At 50.2% G+C, this 19,258-nt stretch carries 16 protein-coding genes and 1 pseudogene; 4 read left to right on the forward strand and 13 right to left on the reverse strand.

Going from position 1 to position 19,258, the window contains the following annotated elements:
- Positions 1-127: 127 nt before the first annotated feature.
- On the reverse strand, positions 128-442 hold the full coding sequence (locus BS639_RS20130; protein ID WP_084984138.1) for a PTS sugar transporter subunit IIB: 315 nt from the start codon (positions 440-442) through the stop codon (positions 128-130).
- A 70-nt stretch (positions 443-512) separates the two neighbouring features.
- Positions 513-1,964, reverse strand: a complete 1,452-nt coding sequence (locus BS639_RS20135) for a glycoside hydrolase family 1 protein (protein ID WP_084984139.1) — start codon at positions 1,962-1,964, stop codon at positions 513-515.
- Between the two features lie 238 nt (positions 1,965-2,202).
- On the opposite strand from BS639_RS20135, the gene BS639_RS20140 reads away from it, so the two are divergent.
- Positions 2,203-2,928: a GntR family transcriptional regulator gene (locus BS639_RS20140; RefSeq protein WP_055770157.1), complete on the forward strand. Its 726-nt coding sequence runs from the start codon at positions 2,203-2,205 to the stop codon at positions 2,926-2,928.
- On the opposite strand, the gene BS639_RS20145 is transcribed toward BS639_RS20140, so the two are convergent.
- The 4 genes from BS639_RS20145 to BS639_RS20160 all read right to left on the reverse strand — a co-directional run bounded on the left by BS639_RS20145 (position 2,921) and on the right by BS639_RS20160 (position 7,414).
- The gene (locus BS639_RS20145; RefSeq protein WP_206601171.1) at positions 2,921-3,157 is read right to left on the reverse strand and encodes a superinfection immunity protein; all 237 of its coding nucleotides are present in this window, start codon (positions 3,155-3,157) and stop codon (positions 2,921-2,923) included. The genes BS639_RS20140 and BS639_RS20145 overlap by 8 nt on opposite strands.
- A gap of 169 nt (positions 3,158-3,326) precedes the next feature.
- Positions 3,327-4,739 (reverse strand): efflux transporter outer membrane subunit, encoded by a 1,413-nt coding sequence (locus BS639_RS20150; protein ID WP_084984140.1) that lies wholly within the window; start codon positions 4,737-4,739, stop codon positions 3,327-3,329.
- A gap of 6 nt (positions 4,740-4,745) precedes the next feature.
- Positions 4,746-6,305, reverse strand: coding sequence for a DHA2 family efflux MFS transporter permease subunit (locus BS639_RS20155; protein WP_055770166.1), 1,560 nt, complete (start codon positions 6,303-6,305; stop codon positions 4,746-4,748).
- A complete protein-coding gene (locus BS639_RS20160) occupies positions 6,302-7,414 on the reverse strand; it encodes an HlyD family secretion protein (protein ID WP_233427723.1) in 1,113 nt (370 codons plus the stop codon). The genes BS639_RS20155 and BS639_RS20160 overlap by 4 nt, the downstream gene beginning before the upstream one ends.
- 132 nt (positions 7,415-7,546) lie before the next feature.
- Between BS639_RS20160 and BS639_RS20165 the strand changes: the two genes are divergently transcribed.
- The gene (locus BS639_RS20165) at positions 7,547-8,245 is read left to right on the forward strand and encodes a CerR family C-terminal domain-containing protein (protein ID WP_055770172.1); all 699 of its coding nucleotides are present in this window, start codon (positions 7,547-7,549) and stop codon (positions 8,243-8,245) included.
- Positions 8,246-8,254: 9 nt separating this feature from the next.
- Positions 8,255-9,697 (forward strand): protein adenylyltransferase SelO, encoded by a 1,443-nt coding sequence (locus BS639_RS20170; protein ID WP_055770175.1) that lies wholly within the window; start codon positions 8,255-8,257, stop codon positions 9,695-9,697.
- A gap of 79 nt (positions 9,698-9,776) precedes the next feature.
- Here BS639_RS20170 and BS639_RS20175 read toward each other — a convergent pair whose 3' ends face one another.
- From BS639_RS20175 to ppsR, 7 genes and pseudogenes are all read right to left on the reverse strand, one after another.
- Positions 9,777-10,592, reverse strand: a complete 816-nt coding sequence (locus tag BS639_RS20175; RefSeq protein WP_139804154.1) for a heme ABC transporter ATP-binding protein — start codon at positions 10,590-10,592, stop codon at positions 9,777-9,779.
- A complete protein-coding gene (locus BS639_RS20180; protein ID WP_084984141.1) occupies positions 10,585-11,613 on the reverse strand; it encodes a FecCD family ABC transporter permease in 1,029 nt (342 codons plus the stop codon). Before BS639_RS20180 ends, BS639_RS20175 begins: the two co-directional genes overlap by 8 nt.
- Positions 11,610-12,440, reverse strand: coding sequence for a heme/hemin ABC transporter substrate-binding protein (locus tag BS639_RS20185; RefSeq protein ID WP_084984142.1), 831 nt, complete (start codon positions 12,438-12,440; stop codon positions 11,610-11,612). The genes BS639_RS20180 and BS639_RS20185 overlap by 4 nt, the downstream gene beginning before the upstream one ends.
- Positions 12,437-13,468, reverse strand: a complete 1,032-nt coding sequence (locus tag BS639_RS20190) for a hemin-degrading factor (RefSeq protein WP_084984143.1) — start codon at positions 13,466-13,468, stop codon at positions 12,437-12,439. The genes BS639_RS20185 and BS639_RS20190 overlap by 4 nt, the downstream gene beginning before the upstream one ends.
- A 308-nt stretch (positions 13,469-13,776) precedes the next feature.
- A pseudogene (locus BS639_RS24785) lies at positions 13,777-14,000 on the reverse strand (helix-turn-helix transcriptional regulator); the annotation flags it as partial.
- A 130-nt stretch (positions 14,001-14,130) separates the two neighbouring features.
- Positions 14,131-15,183, reverse strand: coding sequence for a 3-deoxy-7-phosphoheptulonate synthase (locus BS639_RS20195; protein WP_055770187.1), 1,053 nt, complete (start codon positions 15,181-15,183; stop codon positions 14,131-14,133).
- A gap of 193 nt (positions 15,184-15,376) precedes the next feature.
- Positions 15,377-16,198 carry a posphoenolpyruvate synthetase regulatory kinase/phosphorylase PpsR gene (gene ppsR / locus BS639_RS20200; RefSeq protein WP_055770190.1) on the reverse strand — a complete coding sequence of 274 codons (822 nt, stop codon included), beginning with the start codon at positions 16,196-16,198 and terminating at the stop codon, positions 15,377-15,379.
- Between the two features lie 529 nt (positions 16,199-16,727).
- Between ppsR and ppsA the strand changes: the two genes are divergently transcribed.
- Entirely contained in the window at positions 16,728-19,103 is a 2,376-nt protein-coding gene (ppsA, locus tag BS639_RS20210) for a phosphoenolpyruvate synthase (protein WP_055770193.1), read from the forward strand.
- The last annotated feature ends 155 nt before the right edge of the window (positions 19,104-19,258 follow it).

Below are 19,258 nucleotides of genomic sequence, written 5' to 3' on the forward strand. Positions count from 1 at the left end.
TTCCTTGCGTAGATTTATAGTTATTTCTTCAGACTGTCACTTCCTGAAGTGCATAGACATGAGAACGCAAAGGAATATAATCCCTCGCGTTCAATAAATTACTTTTTTAGGATTTAATTAATGGCTTTTATTGATTGCTTTTACTGATTGCTTCAAATGCTGTTGCTAATACAGCCTGGCCATCCATAGCGCCATAGTGCTTCATATCTATCACCAGCACGGGAACACGCCCCTGCACGATATTTTCAACCTGGGTTTTTTGGTAACGCACTTGCGGGCCAAGCATAACAATATCGGCCGTGTCTATCACGCTATCAAATTCGGCGATAGATAATGCCTGAATATCTACGGTTTCATTTATCGTGGAGGCGTGAGCAAGCATTCTCTTCACTAACATGCTGGTAGACATGCCTGCGGCACAGACTAATAAAATTTTTTTCATTAAACTTCTCCTAACGCGAATAAATAATCGCTAAATCATTTAGAGGTAATATAAACAGGATGTCATCGCATTATTTATTATTGCGTGTGAGCGTAGCGCCATGACTTCTAATGACCTCCTGATACCAATAAAAGCTTTTTTTCTTATAGCGTGTTAGCGATTTGGCACTATTTTCATCACGGTCGACATATACAAACCCATAACGTTTCTGATAGCCATTTAACCAGCTCAATAAATCGGTAAAGCTCCAAGTGCAATAGCCAAGTACTTCAACACCATCAGAAATTGCCTGTTGCACCGCCAAGGCATGCTCATTGAGGTAATCAATACGGTAGTCATCATTAATTTGAAGATCGTCGGTCAAGGTATCGTATTCGCCTAACCCATTTTCCGTGACCATGACAGGGAGTTGATAACGGCTGGCAATGCGGCGTAATCCAATGCGCAAGCCGGTGGCATCAATATCCCAATCCCAGTTTGTGCGCTGTAGGTGGGGATTACGTACGTGTTTGTATACGCCGGGTAAGCCAGATTCTTGGGCCGTGCCTTTTTTACCCGTAGTATTCATTTGCTCAATGCCCACCCCATCTAACGGGTTATAGGCGTTGGTCATGGTGCGGTAGTAATTCACCCCCATAAAATCGGGAATGCCCTGTTTTAACAGAATGGCATCCTCAGGATAAACGTCGGGAGCGAGATGGTTGTCCACCAGCCATTGCCATACCTGCGGTGGATATTCCCCACGGGCATACACATCCATCCAGAAATGAGCATCGAAGGCTTCGGCATTTTCCGCTGCCAGAACGTTCTCTGGATTGGCATCAATGGAGTAGTTAGGGCCATACGCGAAGCTTGGACCAATTTTCCCTGGGCAGCCTAAACTGCGGAAGGCCACAATGGCAGCAGCATTGGCCAGATTTGCGTGATGATTGGCTTGATACATACGTTTTTCATCACGTACGCCGGGTGGGTGCATTGCCGTTTTATAACCATGACTAATAAATACGTTCTGCTCATTCATCGTAACCCAGTATTTCACTCGATCGCTAAAATGAACAAACAGCGTTTTTGCATAGCGAACAAAATCATCGACAATTTGACGTGATTCCCAACCGCCGTATTGGTCCTGCAACGCCTGAGGAATATCCCAATGGTAAAGCGTAACAATGGGCTCGATGCCTTTCTCCACTAACTCATTAATCAGACGGTCATAGAAATCAAGGCCTGCTTGATTAATTTCGCCATTACCCAGTGGATAAATGCGGCTCCAGGCAACAGAAAAACGATAGGCACTTAGACCTAATTCAGACATCAAGGCAACGTCTTGCGGATATTGATGGTAATGATCGACGGCAATATCGCCGTTAGTGCCTGCAAACGTTTTACCTGGGATGCGCACAAAATTATCCCATACAGACGGGCCTTTTCCATCGGTATCCCATGCCCCCTCAACTTGATAGGCCGCAGAGGCTGAACCCCATAAAAAGCTTTTAGGAAATACTTTTAACTGTTTATGTTCCATTACCTTATCCCTTTTTGATAACATCATCCTAAGATTTATCTTAATCACAAAATACGTTATTCTGGAGAAGCGATTCTGTTATGTGGATCACTTTATTTTATAATTACCTGTGTCCAATTTTTATTTAAAAAAAGAACAACTCAAGCACATATATATTTATATTTTTAATGGCTATTTATAATGATCTGATTTTTATGGATAAAATTTACTTCTGGTGAAGTTCAGATGAGGTGCAAAAGTGATTTTTAAAGAAATAGTCAAACGTCTACGCGATCGCGTCAATTCATTGGAATATCAAATCGGAGATATTTTACCCTCTGAACTGAGGTTGGCTAAAATATTAGGCGTTTCGCGAAATACGATCCGAAAAGCGGCAACTGAGTTGGTAAGTGAAGGGTTGTTGGAGCGGCGTCACGGTACCGGGACTTTCATTAAGAACAAAAATATTCAACCGAGAATAACGACCTTAAAAAGCTTTTCCGAAAATGCACAGGAGGCAGGTAAGCACTGTGAAAACCGGGTGCTGGAGTTTCGTATAATGCCTGCTAGCCTGGAAATTTCTAGCCAACTGCAAATTCAATTCTCAGAGCAAGTTTATTATGTCAGGCGACTGCGTTGTATCGATAACAATCCGGTTCAACTTGAAGACACCTGGATGCCGGTTGCACTATTCCCCAATTTATCAGTACAGGATATGCAACGATCCAAGTTCTCTTATATTGAGTCGGTGTGTGGAATGACTATCGCCGGGTGTTATGAAACATTTTTACCCGTTATACCGAATAAGAAAGTCGCTGCGCTATTGCATTTGAGTGAGAAAGACCCCGTTTTACAAATGAGTACGCAGGCCGTGGATATTAACGGGGTAAGGCTCGATTACTCGACGTTGGTGTGTAATGTTCACGAATTCCGGGTGCGCTATTTTTGGCCACGTCAGCGGCCACAGTATGAAAACACTAATTAGGCTGTTTAGCGCTTAGGGTGTGGCTGGGCGTGCCGGCGTTTTTTGGGCGAGAAAAAGCCCATACTGCTGCCGCAATCCAGCCCACGCCTGTCCAGCCCAAGAGCAGATTTAACGCAAAGATTGCCGGGAGATTTTTATGCTTCCTGTGGTCGGCAACCAGAAAGGGCAGGAAATAGCCCGCGACCGCAAGAATAACGGCAACCGGTACCAACATTTCACCTGTAGTCACTTATTAACTCACTGAAAAAATAGAATTCAGCACTTTAAATTTGTTGTCTGGAAATTTCAATTGCAATCGCATTTGCTAACAATGTTGTCTTTTTTTTACCCGCTACAGCAGGTGTTAAGGGCTTCCTGTCAGGGGAAAATATTTCTCCCCTGACGGAGAATCGGCTTTGTTAAGACTGCCAGCCTAGGCCTAGGCTTTTTTGCAATGCGACATAGTCAAGCGCCAAATCGGTTTGTGACTGAATACGCTTCTGACTCGCGCTAAGACGAGTACGTTGGGTATCAAGTACATCAATCAGACTGGATACACCCGCATTGTAGCGCTGTTTCATCAGCACATCGTCGCGGTCGGCCGCCTGCTCAACGGTCATGTAACTCACCAACGTTTGTCGTTGTTCGCCATAGCGTGAAAGCGAACCATTGGCGTCACGCAGTGCGTCCAGCACCGTTTTTCGCCATTGGGCTTCGGCTTCATCGCGCTGCGCCTTGGCGACGTTTATCTGTGAACGAATACGGCCAAAATCGAGAATGTTCCACTGCAACATCGGAATAAGCAGCCATGACTGATTGCTTTGGTTGAAGACTTGGCTGCCGGTATCACTGCTGAAACCAAGAATGCCACGCAGAGTGATTTTAGGGTACAAGTCCGCGACGTGTTCACCGACTGTTGCGGTGCTTGCCGCCAATTTACGTTCGGCGTTGCGCACATCTGGACGGCGGCGCAGCAGGTCCGTTGGGTCACCTACCTTGATCTCACCGGGTTGAGCAGGCAGTTTGACAGCACCAGAAAGCAGGTCGTCCAGTGCGCCCGGCGTCAGACCAGATAAAAACGCCAACTGATCTTTGTAGCCACTGATTTGTGCGCGTTGTGTCGGTAACTCGGCCTGACTGTTTTCGAACTGTGTTTGCAGACGATTAACGTCGCTCTCGTTAGCCGCGCCGCGTGCCTGACGTTGACGGGTCAGGTTTAGCATTTGCTGTTGCAAAACGAGGTTCTGCTGCAAATTGGCCAGTTGCTCCTGCGCGCCACAGAGTTGCAGATAATTACTGGCCACCTCGGCAGCAATGGCCACCTGCGTGTCGGCCAGGCTGGCTTCGTTCGCCTGCTGCTGGGCGCGTCCCGCCTCAGTGGCACGGCGCTGTCCGCCAAACAAATCAAGTTCCCAGCTGGCGTCAAAACCGCTGCTGTAGAGGTTGACCGGGTTACTTATCGATAGGTCTCCACTGCTGCTGTCGGGCAACTTGGCACGAACCAATGCACCGCTGGCGTCAAGTTTTGGCAGCTGTTGTGCCTGATCCCCCGCCAGTGCCGCGCGCGACTGTTGCAGACGTGCACGGGCGATATCGATGTCTGGATTGTGCTGCATTGCCTTCACAATCAGCTGGTTGAGCCTGTTGTCGTTAAACGCTAGCCACCATTGAGACTGTGCCTGTCCGCTGCTGACGCCAGAAGCGGGCAGGCGGGTAAATTTGGCCGTGAGTGGCACAGTCGGCGTTCCGTGATAGTCAGGTCCCACGCTGCAGCCGGTAAGCAGCAGGGCCAGACTGCCTAGCGGAGCAAATCGCAATAATTTATTGTTCATTTTCTGTCACTTATGAGTTAAACGTGGGGTGCGCAACAACAGCGCCAGTGGAATACAGCACACCAGAGCCACGCCCAGTACGAAAAACGATTCGGAATAGGTCATTACCAGCGCCTGCTGGGAAATTTCGTTGGCCAGCTGCCCCATCGCCTGCATTTTTGCATGTACCATGTCGCCACTATGGCTAAAAAACTGACTCGTACTGGCCGATATTCGGCTTTCGGCCAGCGGCGAGTTAGCGGTCACCGACTCGCGAATAATGTCATCATGTAGCTTTCTCTGTCGGTCGATAAAGATGCCCAACAGCGCCAGTCCCACCGAGCCGCCGAGGTTACGCATCATGTTGTACAGTCCGGCGGCATCGGCAACTTCATCGTCATTTACCGCCGCCATCGAGGCCTGATTGAGCGGCATCATCGCCATGATTTGTCCGGCACCTCGCAGCAGCTGCGACCAGAAAAAATCATCGCCGGTACTTTGGGTCGTCATCGAAATATCAAGAAAACAACTCAGTGCAAAGAAACCAATGCCGGTAATGACCAGTAGTCTTGTGTCAACGCTGCGCAGCATGCGCGGCAACACTGGCATTAGCATCAGGCTAGGAATGCCGGACACTAGCAATACCATCCCCGACTGCTGCGCGTTGTATCCCACAATCCCGCTCAGAAACTGTGGCAGCAGATAAAGCACGCAGTACAGCCCCATGCCGAGCACGAATATGATAACCAGCACGCTAACAAAGCGTGGATTGCGCAGTAAAGAGAGGCGAATAACCGGTTTTTTGGCAGTGAACTGCGAGATACTGAGCAGGATAAAACCGGCCACCATCGCCACTGTAAGCCAGATAATCAATGTGGAATCAAACCAGTTGTCGCGCTGACCCTCCTCAAGTACCACGGTAAGGCAACTAAGCCCGACGCTGAGCCCGATAATGCCCAGCCAGTCAGCCTCCATGAAGCCTTCCCAGTGCGGTTTTTCCTTGGGTAATCCACTTAATAACAGGGCGATCAGGCCGATCCCCACCGGAAGATTCAGGAAGAAACACCAGTTCCAACTGACGTTTTCGGTCAACCAGCCGCCGAGCACTGGCCCCATTACCGGCCCGAGGATCACAATAACCCCAAAAATTGACATCCCCAGCGGCAACTGCCTGCGCGGTAGCCGGGTACGTATGATCATCTGTGCCGTGGGGATCATGGCTCCACCGGCAAAACCCTGACCAACGCGACCAATAATCATCTGCGTCAGACTGCTTGAGACGCCGCACATCACCGAGAAAGCGATAAACAACAGTGCGCACCAAAGCAAGAAGTTGCGCAGGCCGAGCAGGCGGCTGAGCCAGGCAGCCAGAGGGATCATGACGATTTCTGACAGCAGATAGCCGGTGGAGATCCACGTGCCTTCAGTGCCCGTTGCACCAATCTCGCCCTGAATTTGTGGCAGGGCCGAGTTAGTAATCGAAATATCCAGCGTCGCCATTAATGCACCCAGCGCACCGGCAAAGACGGCTATCCAGTCGGTGACCGAGGCGGAGGGCTGAGTTTGCTCAAGCGGGATGCTGCTCATGGCTGCGCCTGATGCTGATTAGGGTGAGTGTTGACATCCACCGTGACAGACATCCCCGCTAGCAGGCGTTTTACTGCGTCGTTTGTATCAGTAATGCGAATACGTACTGGCACGCGCTGAACGATTTTAGTGAAGTTCCCGGTGGCATTATCCGGCGGCAGCAGGGCAAACAACGAGCCGGTTCCTGGAGCGAAACTGTCGACTACGCCGCTAAAATCGTGGCCGGGGAACGCGTCGACGTGCAGCGTTGCCGCTTGGCCAGGCAACATGTGCGTCAGCTGAGTCTCTTTAAAATTGGCGACCAGATAAAGATCGTTCTCTGGTACGACGGTTAGCAGGCGCGTACCAGGCTGCACGTATTGTCCAACGCGCACGGCACGATCGCCAACCCGGCCATCCTGCGGGCTATAAATGACGGTGCCACGATAATCGATATCGGACTGAGCACGGTTGGCCTCTGCGGATGCGAGCTGGGCTTTGGCCTGTTCTATCTGCGCATGCATCGACTGAATTTGCGCCGAAGCCGATTTTACGGCGGCGACGTTGGCATCATAGTCTGCCTGCGCCTGGTCGCGGCTGCGGCGCAGCTCGGCCAGTTTTTCCTGATTTTCAGCACCGCTGGCGGCCAGAGGAAGATAGCGCTGATATTCACGATTTGAATAGTTAAGTTGAACCTGTGCAGAACGCTGCTGCGCCTGAGCCTGTTCTATCTGTGCATTCTGTCGGTTAATCTCGGCAGTGGCCTGATCGATAGCCGCGCGATCGGCCATAATATTGGCTGAAGCCTGATTCAGTCTGGCTTGATATTGGTCGTCTTCGAGCTGAACCACCGGCTGACCGGCTTTAACCCATTGGTTATCTTTAACCAAAACTTTTGACACATAGCCCGAAACCTTTGGCGCCAGTGTCACACTGTCGGCCTGCAAGTAGGCATCATCGGTTGATTCGCTATAACGAGCGATAAAAAACCAGTACAAGAAGGCCATCAGTGCAATCAGCACTGCCACCGCGACAACACGGAAAATAATACGGCGTTTTTTATTGGTTTGTGGCTTTACGTTAACTGCGGGTGAGGCTTCTGAGGACGTTGTCATCGAGGCTAGTAACACAGAGAGAACCTTTTAAGTGAATTTATTACGCTTGAGATAAATATTCCAAATGGGACAATTATGTCAAGTGATATACTTTTATTATACAAATTGACTGTTATAATTCGCATGTTTTGCTACAGGAACTGATTAATGAATGATGACAGCCTCCCTAAACAGCTTCGCCATCCTCCCTCTGGTGGCTATGCCCGCGGTGATGAAACCCGGCAACGTATCATTGACAGCGCAATAATTCTGTTTGGAGAATTAGGCTTTGAAGGCGCCTCGACACGGGCGATTGCAAAACTGGCAGGTGTGAACACTCCCGCACTGCAATATTATTTCGAGAATAAAGAAGGGCTATACGTCACCTGTGTGGACTTTTTGGCGCAGGAGAGTTATGACTGGTTTGCCCCTCTCCTCAAGCGCATTGAGTTGTTGAAAAATCCAGATGCTGAAACCTGCATTGAGATGTTTTGCAAGATGTTGGAGACCGTGCTGGAGCGCGTGTTAAACAATAAGGCCGTGCATCAGCGGCGTCTTTTTCACGTGCGAATCAAAATGGGACAGGGGCCGGAAAGGGCAGCAAGTCTGTTCAATGAAAAACTTCTCTGCCACATCCATCTTGCCGGTGTCACGCTGGTTTCGCGCATATCCGGCAGTTCGATCGACGATGAGCAGACGCAGATCAGAGTGCTTTCGCTGTTTGGCCTTGCCACGACGTTTTATACCGTGAAGCATCCAGCGTTAAGCGCTCAGGATGACAGTCATTTTCCCGATGATAAAATGGCATTAATCAAACGTAACGTCCGCGAGCAGTGCCAGGTACTGATGCGCAGTTGGATGGTTTAAAGAGGGCTTATGCCGCAATTCGAACACCACTATTTCGACCAATTACCCGGTTTTTATACTGAATTGCAACCTACGCCGCTCAAGGGCGCAAAACTGCTGTATCACAGTGTACCGTTGGCGGAAGAGTTGGGGCTGGACGCATCGTTGTTCAACAGTGAAAACTCTGCCTATTGGAGCGGTGAAAAGCTGTTTCCAGGCATGAAACCTTTGGCTCAGGTTTACAGCGGTCATCAGTTTGGTCAATGGGCAGGTCAGCTCGGCGATGGGCGCGGCCTGCTGCTCGGCGAACAAAAATTGTCCGACGGGCGGTATCTCGACTGGCACCTAAAAGGCGCGGGGTTGACCCCTTATTCACGCATGGGCGACGGGCGTGCCGTTTTGCGTTCGGTCGTGCGCGAGTTTCTTGCCTCTGAGGCGTTACATCATCTCAGTATTCCTACCACCCGCGCGTTAACGATTGTCACCAGCGAAGAGCCGATTTATCGCGAGCAGGCAGAACGAGGTGCAATGCTCATTCGCATAGCGCCGAGCCACATCCGTTTTGGGCACTTTGAGCATTTTTATTACCGCAAACAGCCTGAACAGGTCGCCATGCTGGCTGATTATGCGATTGAACATTTTTGGCCAACGCTGGCTGCGGAGAAAGACCGTTACCTGCTGTGGTTCACCGACGTGGTGGCGCGCACGGCAAGCCTGGTCGCTAAATGGCAGAGCGTCGGTTTTGCTCACGGCGTGATGAATACCGACAATATGTCGATTCTCGGCCTGACCCTCGACTTTGGGCCTTATGGTTTCCTCGACGACTATAAGCCGGACTTTATCTGTAATCACACCGACAGCCAGGGTCGTTATAGTTTTGATAACCAACCTGCGGTAGCTTACTGGAATTTACATCGGCTGGCGCAGGCGTTATCTGGGCTGATGTCGACTGAACACTTGCAAACGGCCATTGCCGCCTACGAACCGACGCTGATGGCCGAGTATGGCAAACTGATGCGTGCCAAACTGGGATTCTTTAGCGAAAATAAACAAGATAACGCTCTCCTGACCGATTTATTGAGCCTGATGGCCAAAGAGGGGCGCGATCATACCCAGACCTTCCGTCTGCTGAGCGAGGTTGAACAGGCCGATGCGGGCTCACGTTTGCGTGATGAATTTATTGACCGCGATGCGTTTGACTCTTGGTATCAGGCTTATCGTCAACGTTTGTTGCTTGACGATAAAGGCGACAGCGAGCGGCAGCAGGCGATGAAACAGGTTAATCCACGCGTAATCCTGCGCAATTATCTGGCGCAGGAAGCCATTGAAGGCGCAGAAGTTGATAACATTACTCAGCTTACGGCGCTGCATAATGCGTTACAACAGCCCTACAGCGACGATCCGCGTTTTGATAAACAGGCCGCTTTGCCGCCTGACTGGGGTAAACATCTCGAAGTTTCTTGCTCAAGCTAAGTCCAAAACACGCCCAGATTCGCAAGATTCAGGGTGTGAAGCTGATTTTTATCTGATTATTTCCTGATATTACTCTGAGTCAGTGGCGTAAAAACACTTGGGGAACGGGGCTCTCTGGGTGATTTACCACCCCAAGATCAGCACGATACCAGCGCTGTAATACGTCAGTTTGCAATACCTCTTTTGGCGAACCCGCCGCCACCAACTCTCCCTGATGCAACAGCAGGATCCGATCGGCATAAAGCGCAGCCAGGTTCAAATCATGCAATACGCAGCAAACGGCCAGCGGCGACTGGCGGGTTAAGCGATGCAATAAACGCAGACTATGCTGCTGGTGGTAAAGGTCCAGCGCCGAGGTGGGTTCGTCTAGAAATAGCCAGCGTGGTGAAGGGTTGGTGCTCCACAGTTGAATAAGCACACGCGCAAGCTGTACACGCTGCTGCTCCCCGCCTGAAAGTTGCCGATAATCTCTGTCGGCCAGTGAAAGGCAGTCTGTCTGTTCAAGCACCTGCTGCAAAGCCATCTGCAACTGAGCATTATTGTGTGGCGAACGCCCAAGGCTCACAATTTGCCGTACGCTATAGCCAAACGCCAGCTCACTGTTTTGACGCATAACCGCGCGGGTGCGTGCCAGCTCCAGCGGGTTCCAGCGCGCAAGTGGACGACCTTGCAGCGTGCAGTCGCCAGACTCTGGCGTAAGATACCCGGTTAATAGTCGCAGCAGGGTGGACTTTCCTGCGCCATTGGGACCAATCAGCGCCACCAGCTCCCCGCTGGTCAATTGCAGCGAAATATCTTTGATAAGCCTACGATTATCCGCCTTATAAGACAGATGGCTGGCCTCGAGAAGGTTTATGGCTTGAACGTCAGGATTATCTGAAGTCGTATCAGTCACGGCGTTGCCCTCCGGCCCGTAATATCAGCCACAGAAAGTAGGGGCCACCCAGCAGGGCGGTGAGCAGGCCAACCGGCATTTCAGCCGGGGCGACTATCGTGCGTGCCAAGGTGTCAGCCAATAGCAGCAGACAAGCGCCGCCAAGCGCAGAGCCAGGCAGTAACCAGCGATGATCGGCACCGACTTGCATCCGCAGCAGATGAGGAATGACTAAGCCAATGAAGCCGATAATGCCGCAAACGGATACGCAGGCGCCGACCAGGAGTGCGCTCAGCAGCAGCAAAATGCGCTGAGTCTGCCGTACATTTACGCCAAGATAGTGTGCATCCTCATCGCCAAGCTGCAGCAAATTCAGTTTGCGGGCCAAAAATTGGGTGGCGACACTGGCGGGAATGATCACCGACGTAGCAACAGTTAACGTAGACCACTGTGCCTGACCCAGCGTGCCCATACTCCACAGTGAAAACTGACGCAGTTGGCTGTCGTTGCTGATATAGGTGAGCACGCCAACGGCCGCGCCACAAATGGCATTGATGGCTATACCGGCCAGCAGCAGCCTTGACAGTCCGTTTTGACCCATCCGGCTGAGCATGAAGACGATAAATGAGATAACTAGACTGCCGCAGAAAGCCCCCAGCATTTGGCTATACAGCGCCATCACCGGTAACAGCGGCAGAGGAAAAACAATCATCAGCGCCACAAAAAGCGCTGCGCCGCTGCTTATTCCCAGCAGTCCAGGGTCCGCCAGCGGGTTGCGAAAAACCCCCTGCATCACGGTGCCCGAGCAGGCCAATCCACATCCCACTACCATCGCCAGCAGCACGCGGGGCAGGCGAATAGTGACCCAGATTTGCCACAGCTCATTGTCAAACGGGCGGTGCAACAGCGTTGGAATCGAAAGGGCGAGGGCACCGCTGTTGGCCGCCATCACCGCTAAAATGATTAGCAATAGCCCCAGCCCGAGTAAAATCCATAGCTGACTGGCAACCCGCTGGCGCAGCGGCGTGCTGATACTGCTCATTTTACCTGTTCCGCCGCCTGGCGAAGACTTGCCAGTACCGCCGGTGTTTCAAGACCAAAACCCAGCAGTGCCATGTCATCAACCACCAATACACGTTTGTTCCTTCCCGCTGGCGTTAACGCCATACCAGGGAGTTTCCATACGTTGTCGATTCCGCCCAATGTTTTAACCCCATCGGGGGTCAACAGCAGCAGGTCGGGTGCGGCTGCCACAATGCCTTCCTGAGAAAGTGGGCGGTAGCGGCTAAAACCCTGCATCGCGTTTTGCGCGCCAGAGGAGGTGATAATCGCGTCGGCGGCGGTATTTTGCCCCGCGGCCATTGCGCTCATTCCGCCATGACTCATGATAAACAGCACCTTGACGTGCAGCGGTGTGCCTTTAACTGCTTTTAACTGACTATGATAATCAGCAATCAGTTTATCGCCTTCGGCCTGTCGATTTAACGCCGTCGCCACCACTTCAATTTTTTGTACTACAGTGTCGAGTGTTGGATTGCCTGGCACACGAACGACCTTCACATTACTTTGTGAAACCTGCTGCAGCGCAAGGGAAGGTTGAGCCAGGTCTGAACTCAGCACCAACGTCGGCCTGGTCGAAAGAATGCCTTCGGCATTGAGCTGACGCATATACCCGACGTCTGGTAACTTGGTCGCCTTGTCTGGATGTGTGCTGGTGCTGTCGCGGGCGACCAGCTCGTCACCGGCGCCCAGGGCATAAACGATTTCTGTTACATCGCCGCCGATGCTGACTATCCGTTCTGCTGCCTGCGTTGATGCAAGCGCAGCGAGACATATCCCCATCAGCGCAAGCTTTAAGCCCATATTCATGCGGTAACACCCCGTGCGAGCAGTGAGGAAATTTGGTCGCGCCAGACGCTCTGTTCGGGATGACCCTCAGTACGTTGACCAAACAGCTGGGCAATTTGGCTGCCGTCGGCGGCAAAAAGCTCCAGGCTGGTGACAAAACCGTCTTTTGTCGGCTTGCGTGTGACCCAGCTTTCGGCAATCGCAGATTCAACTACGTGCAACGTAAAACGCGCATTGAACACATTAATCCACTCGCTGTGCGGCACGACTTTTTCAATTTGGCCGGTAAAAATCTGCACGCAGCCTTTATTGCTGACGAAAATCATCAACTCGTTCTGATGTTCGCAGGCGGTATGAAGAATTTGCGTCAATGAACCCTTGTCTACCTGATAGGCCAAGTCATCGCTGACTGCGCGGAAGGCCTGCTGACGAGTCAGGTTGCGGCGGCGAAGCAGTTGGAAGAACTGATGAACATCGGTCATTTCACGCCATTCTGCGTCCAGACCCTGTGTATCTCCAGTTACCGGGACGACAACTTCTGCGGCTTTTAAGCGGAGTGGCAGAGGTGATTTTGTAGTATAGGTTTCAACCAGCTCTGCCCATTTTTGACTGTCGGTTTCATCGGTGGCATAGACTTTATGTACGGCATGGCCCTGCGCATCAAAGAATTGGAAACTGTGACGCGGCCCTTTCGGTGAGGCTTCAGTCAGCGCATAAATGGCCTGCCATTGACTTAGAAAAAGGCGTAAGTCGAGTGCGCGCGGGTTAAGGATTAGTCCAGCATGACCTTTCAGATGTTGATTTTTATATTCACCCTGCTGCTCGTGAACCGCAAACTCATTGCGAGTAATTGATTTTGTGCCTCCCACGTTTTCGAGCGCGGCCAGCAATGTGCGTGCATCTACGTCAAGCCTGACAGCGTCAAAGGAGACGCGCGCTTCAGTCAGTTCGGCTTCACTGACACCCAGAATACCGGCTAAGTCCCTGGCGTATTTCCCCGGGTTCTGTTCTTTAGCTTGCAGATAAGTTTCATAGCTGACTTGGGTCATGAGCATCTTCTCGCGAGTGAATAGTCGTACAGAAATTAATGTTAATGGGAATTACTATCAAATTGATAATCATTATCAAGTTAATGCAAGATCACATCAAGCGATATTTGATAACAAACTTAGCAGAGAACACTGCCATCCATGAGTGAGTGTGGAGGGTTTATCTAGGCTTTGGAATAGGGTTTTTGTAGCATGCAAACTGAAGTTAACTGTATCGAGAATTTTTGCTGAGTAGCGGGGACACATTTGCTCATATTGCTGTCATGTTGCATACAAAAAACTCTGCAATAGACAGTCTTGTACAGGGCTCAGTTGCGTGAGTGATTACGTAGCTTTTTCGTGCTGTAACCTTTATGAATGATGATTGTATTTTCTGATGGACAAGTAATGACGTTCATTTCGATACCTAAACCAATGGCATGTTCCACATTATTGACACCCATTTTTTTACAATATTTGCCATATGGAATTTCACCGTGCTGGCGGCGATATTAAGTAAGTTAGCAGTTTCGGAATACGTTTTACCCATGCTATTAGTAATTTTGAAACTCATTAGAGAAAAGGCTCATGCTCAACATGAACCTTTTTGCTCTAACTCAAAAGAGTCGGGGGGACTTTTTATTCGCGTATTAGCTAAAACGTCCCCCTAAACTTTTTATCTATCATGCCTCAAAGCGACTGCGAGTGGCTTCTGCCAGCATCTCGAGCAGCGTCTCGGTATCGTCCCAGTTCAGGCAAGGGTCGGTAATAGATTGACCATAAACCAGAGGCTCACCGTTTACCATTTTCTGCGTGCCTTCAATCAGGAAACTTTCCGCCATAATTCCGGCGATGCCATTACCGCCGTTGCGAATTTGCTGACAAATATCCTGCGCCACGTCGAGCTGACGACGGTGCTGCTTCTGACAGTTACCGTGACTGAAATCCACCACCAGACGCTGCGGGAGGTCAAATTCTGCCAGATTGCCACAGGCCTCAGCGAGGTCTTTGGCATGATAGTTTGGCGTTTTACCGCCGCGCATAATCACGTGGCCATAAGGGTTACCAGAAGTGCGGTAGACCGTCATTTGCCCACTCTTGTCTGGAGACAGGAACATATGACTAACGCGAGCGGCGCGAATGGCATCGATAGCAATTTGCGTATTGCCGTCGGTGCCATTTTTAAACCCGACCGGGCAGGAGAGCGCCGAGGCCATTTCACGGTGGATCTGGCTTTCAGTGGTGCGTGCGCCGATAGCGCCCCAGCTGATTAAATCGGCAAAATATTGGCCGATGACCATGTCGAGAAACTCTGTTGCAGTCGGCATACCTATTTCATTGATCGCCAACAACACTTTACGCGCCAGTTCAATGCCGTGATTAACGCGATAGCTGCCGTTGAGGTCCGGATCGGAAATAAGCCCCTTCCAACCCACAACGGTGCGCGGCTTTTCAAAGTAGGTACGCATAACAATCTCAAGACTGTCTTGGTATTTTTCACGCAGTACGTTGAGTTTGCCCGCGTAATCTATCGCCGCTTCAATATCGTGTATCGAGCATGGGCCGACAACGACCAGCAGACGTTTATCTTCGCCGCTGATGATTTTCTCAATTCTTTCACGCGCGGCCGTAACGTTTGTTGCAACAGAAGGTGTAAGCGGCAGTTTCTCAGCCAGTGCCATAGGCGTTATTAGGCTGCCGACGCGCGTCGTACGCAGTTCATCCGTTTGTGACATGTGATTCTCTAAAATTTTTTTCTTCTCAACGGCAGGAGTGCCGGGAAGTGATGAATGTCACAATAACGCAAAATCAGCGCATTTCAACTGCCGTTGGCACGGAATATTACCTACATCAGTAAATCTGGCACAAATCGTTAGAGTTCGACCCATTCACGATGGTAATCACGGCGGCAGGCGCGAAAAAGCGGCGTTAGAACATGCGCCGACTCATGCCAAAACTGTCGAGAATTTTAGCCGAGATCTCTTCCACCGAATAATTGGTACTGTTGAGATATCGAATCTGATTTTTTCTGAACAGCGCCTCAACTTCCGAGACTTCCATTCTGCACTGTCTTAATGAGGCGTAACGGCTATTTTCGACGCGCTCCTGACGAATAGCAGAAAGGCGCTCCGGATTGATGGTGAGGCCAAACAGTTTGTGGTGATGGGGCTTCAGCGCAGCGGGAAGCTGTATGTTGTCCATGTCATCGGCGGTAAACGGATAGTTTGCTGCACGTATCCCAAACTGTAGCGCCAGGTAAAGGCTGGTGGGGGTTTTACCGCAGCGAGAAACGCCCAACAAAATAACCTGCGCCTGTTCGAGATTGCGCAGCGAGATGCCGTCATCATGGGCCAGCGTGTAATCAATTGCGGCAATGCGGGCATCATACTTACTGATATTGCTGGCAGTCAGGCCGTGAGTGCGGTTGGCAATCGGGGAGGGGTCAACGCCCAACTCATTTTGCAGTGGAGCCACCAGTGCTTGAACGATGTCCTGACAAAACCCTTGGCTGCTGGCAATAATGTCGCGCACCTGAGTCGAAATAATCGAATAAAACACCAGTGGCCTGACGCCAGTTTTTTCATAGATATCATTTATCTGCTGGCACACCGCTTTAGCACGTCCTTCATTTTCAACAAACGGCAGCGAAAAGGTGGTCGCATTGACCGGAAACTGCGACAGCACCGCATGGCCAAGCACCTCGGCAGTGATGGCCGTACCGTCAGATATATAGAATACGCATCTATCCATGAGCCTCCCGACTCTCTATCTCCCACGCTACAGGGGGACTTCCCCTCATTTCTGCAACCTGAGATTTTTGAGTTATATTTAATTTAATAATTCTTCATTCCATTATTAACGCCTTTTTTCCTAATAAAAAGGGGGAGTGAACATTGTGATGATGTTTTCGAGACCTTGCGCATTTCTCTTGCAAATAATGAAATGACATTTCAGTTTTTTCGAGCTTTATCGAGAGGATTAAACAAACTTCAGCAGCACGTCAGCAGAGAGGGTAATGTCTATTTTATAAGCAAATTCGACAGCCGGGATGGCTGATTTACAAGAAAATTTCGTGTTTTTGGCTTTTCTGAGTAAAAAGCCGCAGAAGAATAGTCTTAAAGCCAAAAATATTGATTTGCTGTATCGATTCACCTGTCTTATAGATATGGATCATTATGCTAGTCTAAAAATGTTGAGTATTGCTCAACCAACATTTAATGAATTCGTCTTTTGACGCGCACCCTCTAATTTTAGCCCTAAAAATAGAAAGGATTGTTTCATGGCCAATCTCGATGCTGATTTGCGCAATGTCATCTGGTACAACCAGTTGGGTATGCACGACGTAGATAAAGTAGGGGGCAAAAATGCGTCCCTAGGGGAAATGATCACTAATTTGACTGATTTAGGCGTTTCGGTCCCTAACGGCTTCGCCACGTCCTCTCAGGCTTTTATCGATTTCCTCGACCAAAGCGGCGTGAACAAGCGTATCTATGACTTGCTCGATCAAACCGACGTTGATGATATTGCTCAATTGGCCAATGCAGGTTCCCAGATACGACAGTGGATCGTTGAAACGCCATTCCTGCCGGAGATGGAAAAAGATCTTCGTGAGGCCTATCAGCAACTTTCCGAAGGTGAACCGGACGCGTCCTTCGCCGTACGTTCTTCCGCTACCGCCGAAGATATGCCGGATGCTTCCTTTGCCGGTCAACAGGAAACTTTCCTGAACGTGCAGGGCTTTGACGCGGTGTTGATCGCCGTGAAACACGTTTATGCTTCTCTGTTTAACGACCGGGCCATTTCATATCGCGTTCATCAGGGCTATACCCACCGCGGCGTAGCGCTCTCAGCAGGCGTTCAGCGCATGGTGCGTTCCGACCTCGCGGCTGCCGGCGTGATGTTCACTATTGATACTGAATCAGGTTTTGATCAGGTGGTCTTTATTACTTCGGCCTATGGTTTAGGCGAAATGGTGGTACAGGGCGCAGTAAACCCGGATGAATTCTATGTGCATAAACCGACGCTAGAAAAAAATAAGCCGTCGATAGTACGCCGTACCATGGGCTCGAAAAAGATCCGCATGGTTTACGCCGACAGTCAGGAACACGGCAAACAGGTCCAAATTGAAGACGTACCTGAAGAACTGAGCCAACGCTTCTCACTAACCGACCAAGAAATACAAGACTTGGCGCGTCAGGCACTACTGATTGAAAAACATTACGGTCGCCCGATGGATATCGAGTGGGCAAAAGACGGTCATAACGGCAAGCTTTACATTGTTCAGGCACGTCCTGAAACTGTTCGTTCCAACGGCCAGGTGATGGAACGCTACCAGCTCAATGGCAAAAGCAAGGTGCTGGTAGAAGGGCGGGCCATTGGCCACCGTATCGGTGCGGGTCCGGTTAAAATTATTCATAATATCAGCGAAATGCACCAGGTTAAGGCGGGCGATATACTGGTTACCGACATGACCGACCCCGATTGGGAGCCGATCATGAAAAAGGCGTCGGCTATCGTCACCAATCGCGGTGGACGCACCTGCCACGCGGCAATTATTGCCCGTGAGCTGGGTATTCCAGCAGTAGTAGGGTGCGGCGACGCGACCGAGCGCCTGACAGAAGGCCAAAAAGTGACGGTCTCTTGCTCAGAAGGCGATACCGGTTATGTGTATCAGGACGAACTGGACTTCGTTGTGCAGAGTTCAGAAGTCAATGAGCTGCCTGAATTACCGCTTAAAATCATGATGAATATCGGTAACCCTGACCGTGCCTTTGACTTTGCCTGCTTGCCAAATGAAGGAGTCGGACTGGCACGCCTGGAGTTTATTATTAACCGCATGATCGGCGTGCATCCTAAAGCGCTGCTTGAGTTTGATAAACAGGAACCGGCTATTCAGGAAGAGATTAAAAAGCTGATTCAGGGCTACGATTCTCCTGTTGAGTACTACGTTGCCCGCCTTACCGAAGGAATTGCGACGCTTGGAGCAGCATTCTGGCCAAAACGAGTGATTGTGCGACTGTCAGACTTTAAGTCTAACGAATACGCTAATCTGGTCGGTGGTGAGAAATACGAACCTCATGAAGAGAACCCGATGCTTGGTTTCCGTGGTGCGGGTCGCTACGTTTCCGAGAACTTCCGTGACTGTTTTGCGCTGGAATGTGACGCAATGAAGCGCGTGCGTAACGACATGGGGCTGACTAACGTTGAAGTAATGATCCCGTTTGTTCGCACCGTGGCGCAGGCTGAGGCGGTAGTGGCCGAGCTGGCAAATCAGGGGCTTAAGCGCGGTGAGAACGGACTGAAAGTGATCATGATGTGCGAAATCCCCTCCAACGCACTGTTGGCAGATCAGTTCCTTGAACACTTTGACGGCTTCTCAATTGGTTCTAACGACATGACCCAGTTGGCTCTTGGTCTTGACCGCGACTCTGGCGTGGTATCTGAATTGTTCGACGAACGCAACGAGGCGGTAAAAATGCTGCTGTCGATGGCGATTAAAGCGGCTAAGAAGCAGGGTAAATACGTCGGCATCTGCGGTCAGGGACCTTCAGACCATCAGGACTTTGCTCAATGGTTGATGGAAGAGGGCATAGACAGTCTTTCTCTTAATCCAGACACCGTAGTACAGACTTGGTTGGCCCTGGCTGAAAAATAACATTTATCCAGAGCAGCTGTGATTGAGTTAAAAAAACCGTGAACGTGTAATGCGTTCGCGGTTTTTTATACCGTGATAAATATTATTGAGACGCAGCAGTGACGGCAAAAAAATCTATTGCGGTGTAAATGGGTGAAATATTAAGAGTGATGAAA

Origin of the sequence: Rouxiella silvae (genome assembly GCF_002093625.1) — a bacterium.
GTDB lineage: Bacteria > Pseudomonadota > Gammaproteobacteria > Enterobacterales > Enterobacteriaceae > Rouxiella > Rouxiella silvae.

Excerpts from the sequence above, each read along its gene's own strand:
- BS639_RS20130 (WP_084984138.1), bottom strand. The coding sequence starts at position 442 with ATGAAAAAAATTTTATTAGTCTGTGCCGCAGGCATGTCTACCAGCATG.
- BS639_RS20135 (WP_084984139.1), bottom strand. The coding sequence starts at position 1,964 with ATGGAACATAAACAGTTAAAAGTATTTCCTAAAAGCTTTTTATGGGGT.
- BS639_RS20150 (WP_084984140.1), bottom strand. The coding sequence starts at position 4,739 with ATGAACAATAAATTATTGCGATTTGCTCCGCTAGGCAGTCTGGCCCTG.
- BS639_RS20155 (WP_055770166.1), bottom strand. The coding sequence starts at position 6,305 with ATGAGCAGCATCCCGCTTGAGCAAACTCAGCCCTCCGCCTCGGTCACC.
- BS639_RS20165 (WP_055770172.1), top strand. The coding sequence starts at position 7,547 with ATGAATGATGACAGCCTCCCTAAACAGCTTCGCCATCCTCCCTCTGGT.
- BS639_RS20170 (WP_055770175.1), top strand. The coding sequence starts at position 8,255 with ATGCCGCAATTCGAACACCACTATTTCGACCAATTACCCGGTTTTTAT.
- BS639_RS20180 (WP_084984141.1), bottom strand. The coding sequence starts at position 11,613 with ATGAGCAGTATCAGCACGCCGCTGCGCCAGCGGGTTGCCAGTCAGCTA.
- BS639_RS20185 (WP_084984142.1), bottom strand. The coding sequence starts at position 12,440 with ATGAATATGGGCTTAAAGCTTGCGCTGATGGGGATATGTCTCGCTGCG.
- BS639_RS20190 (WP_084984143.1), bottom strand. The coding sequence starts at position 13,468 with ATGACCCAAGTCAGCTATGAAACTTATCTGCAAGCTAAAGAACAGAAC.
- BS639_RS20195 (WP_055770187.1), bottom strand. The coding sequence starts at position 15,183 with ATGTCACAAACGGATGAACTGCGTACGACGCGCGTCGGCAGCCTAATA.
- ppsR (WP_055770190.1), bottom strand. The coding sequence starts at position 16,198 with ATGGATAGATGCGTATTCTATATATCTGACGGTACGGCCATCACTGCC.
- ppsA (WP_055770193.1), top strand. The coding sequence starts at position 16,728 with ATGGCCAATCTCGATGCTGATTTGCGCAATGTCATCTGGTACAACCAG.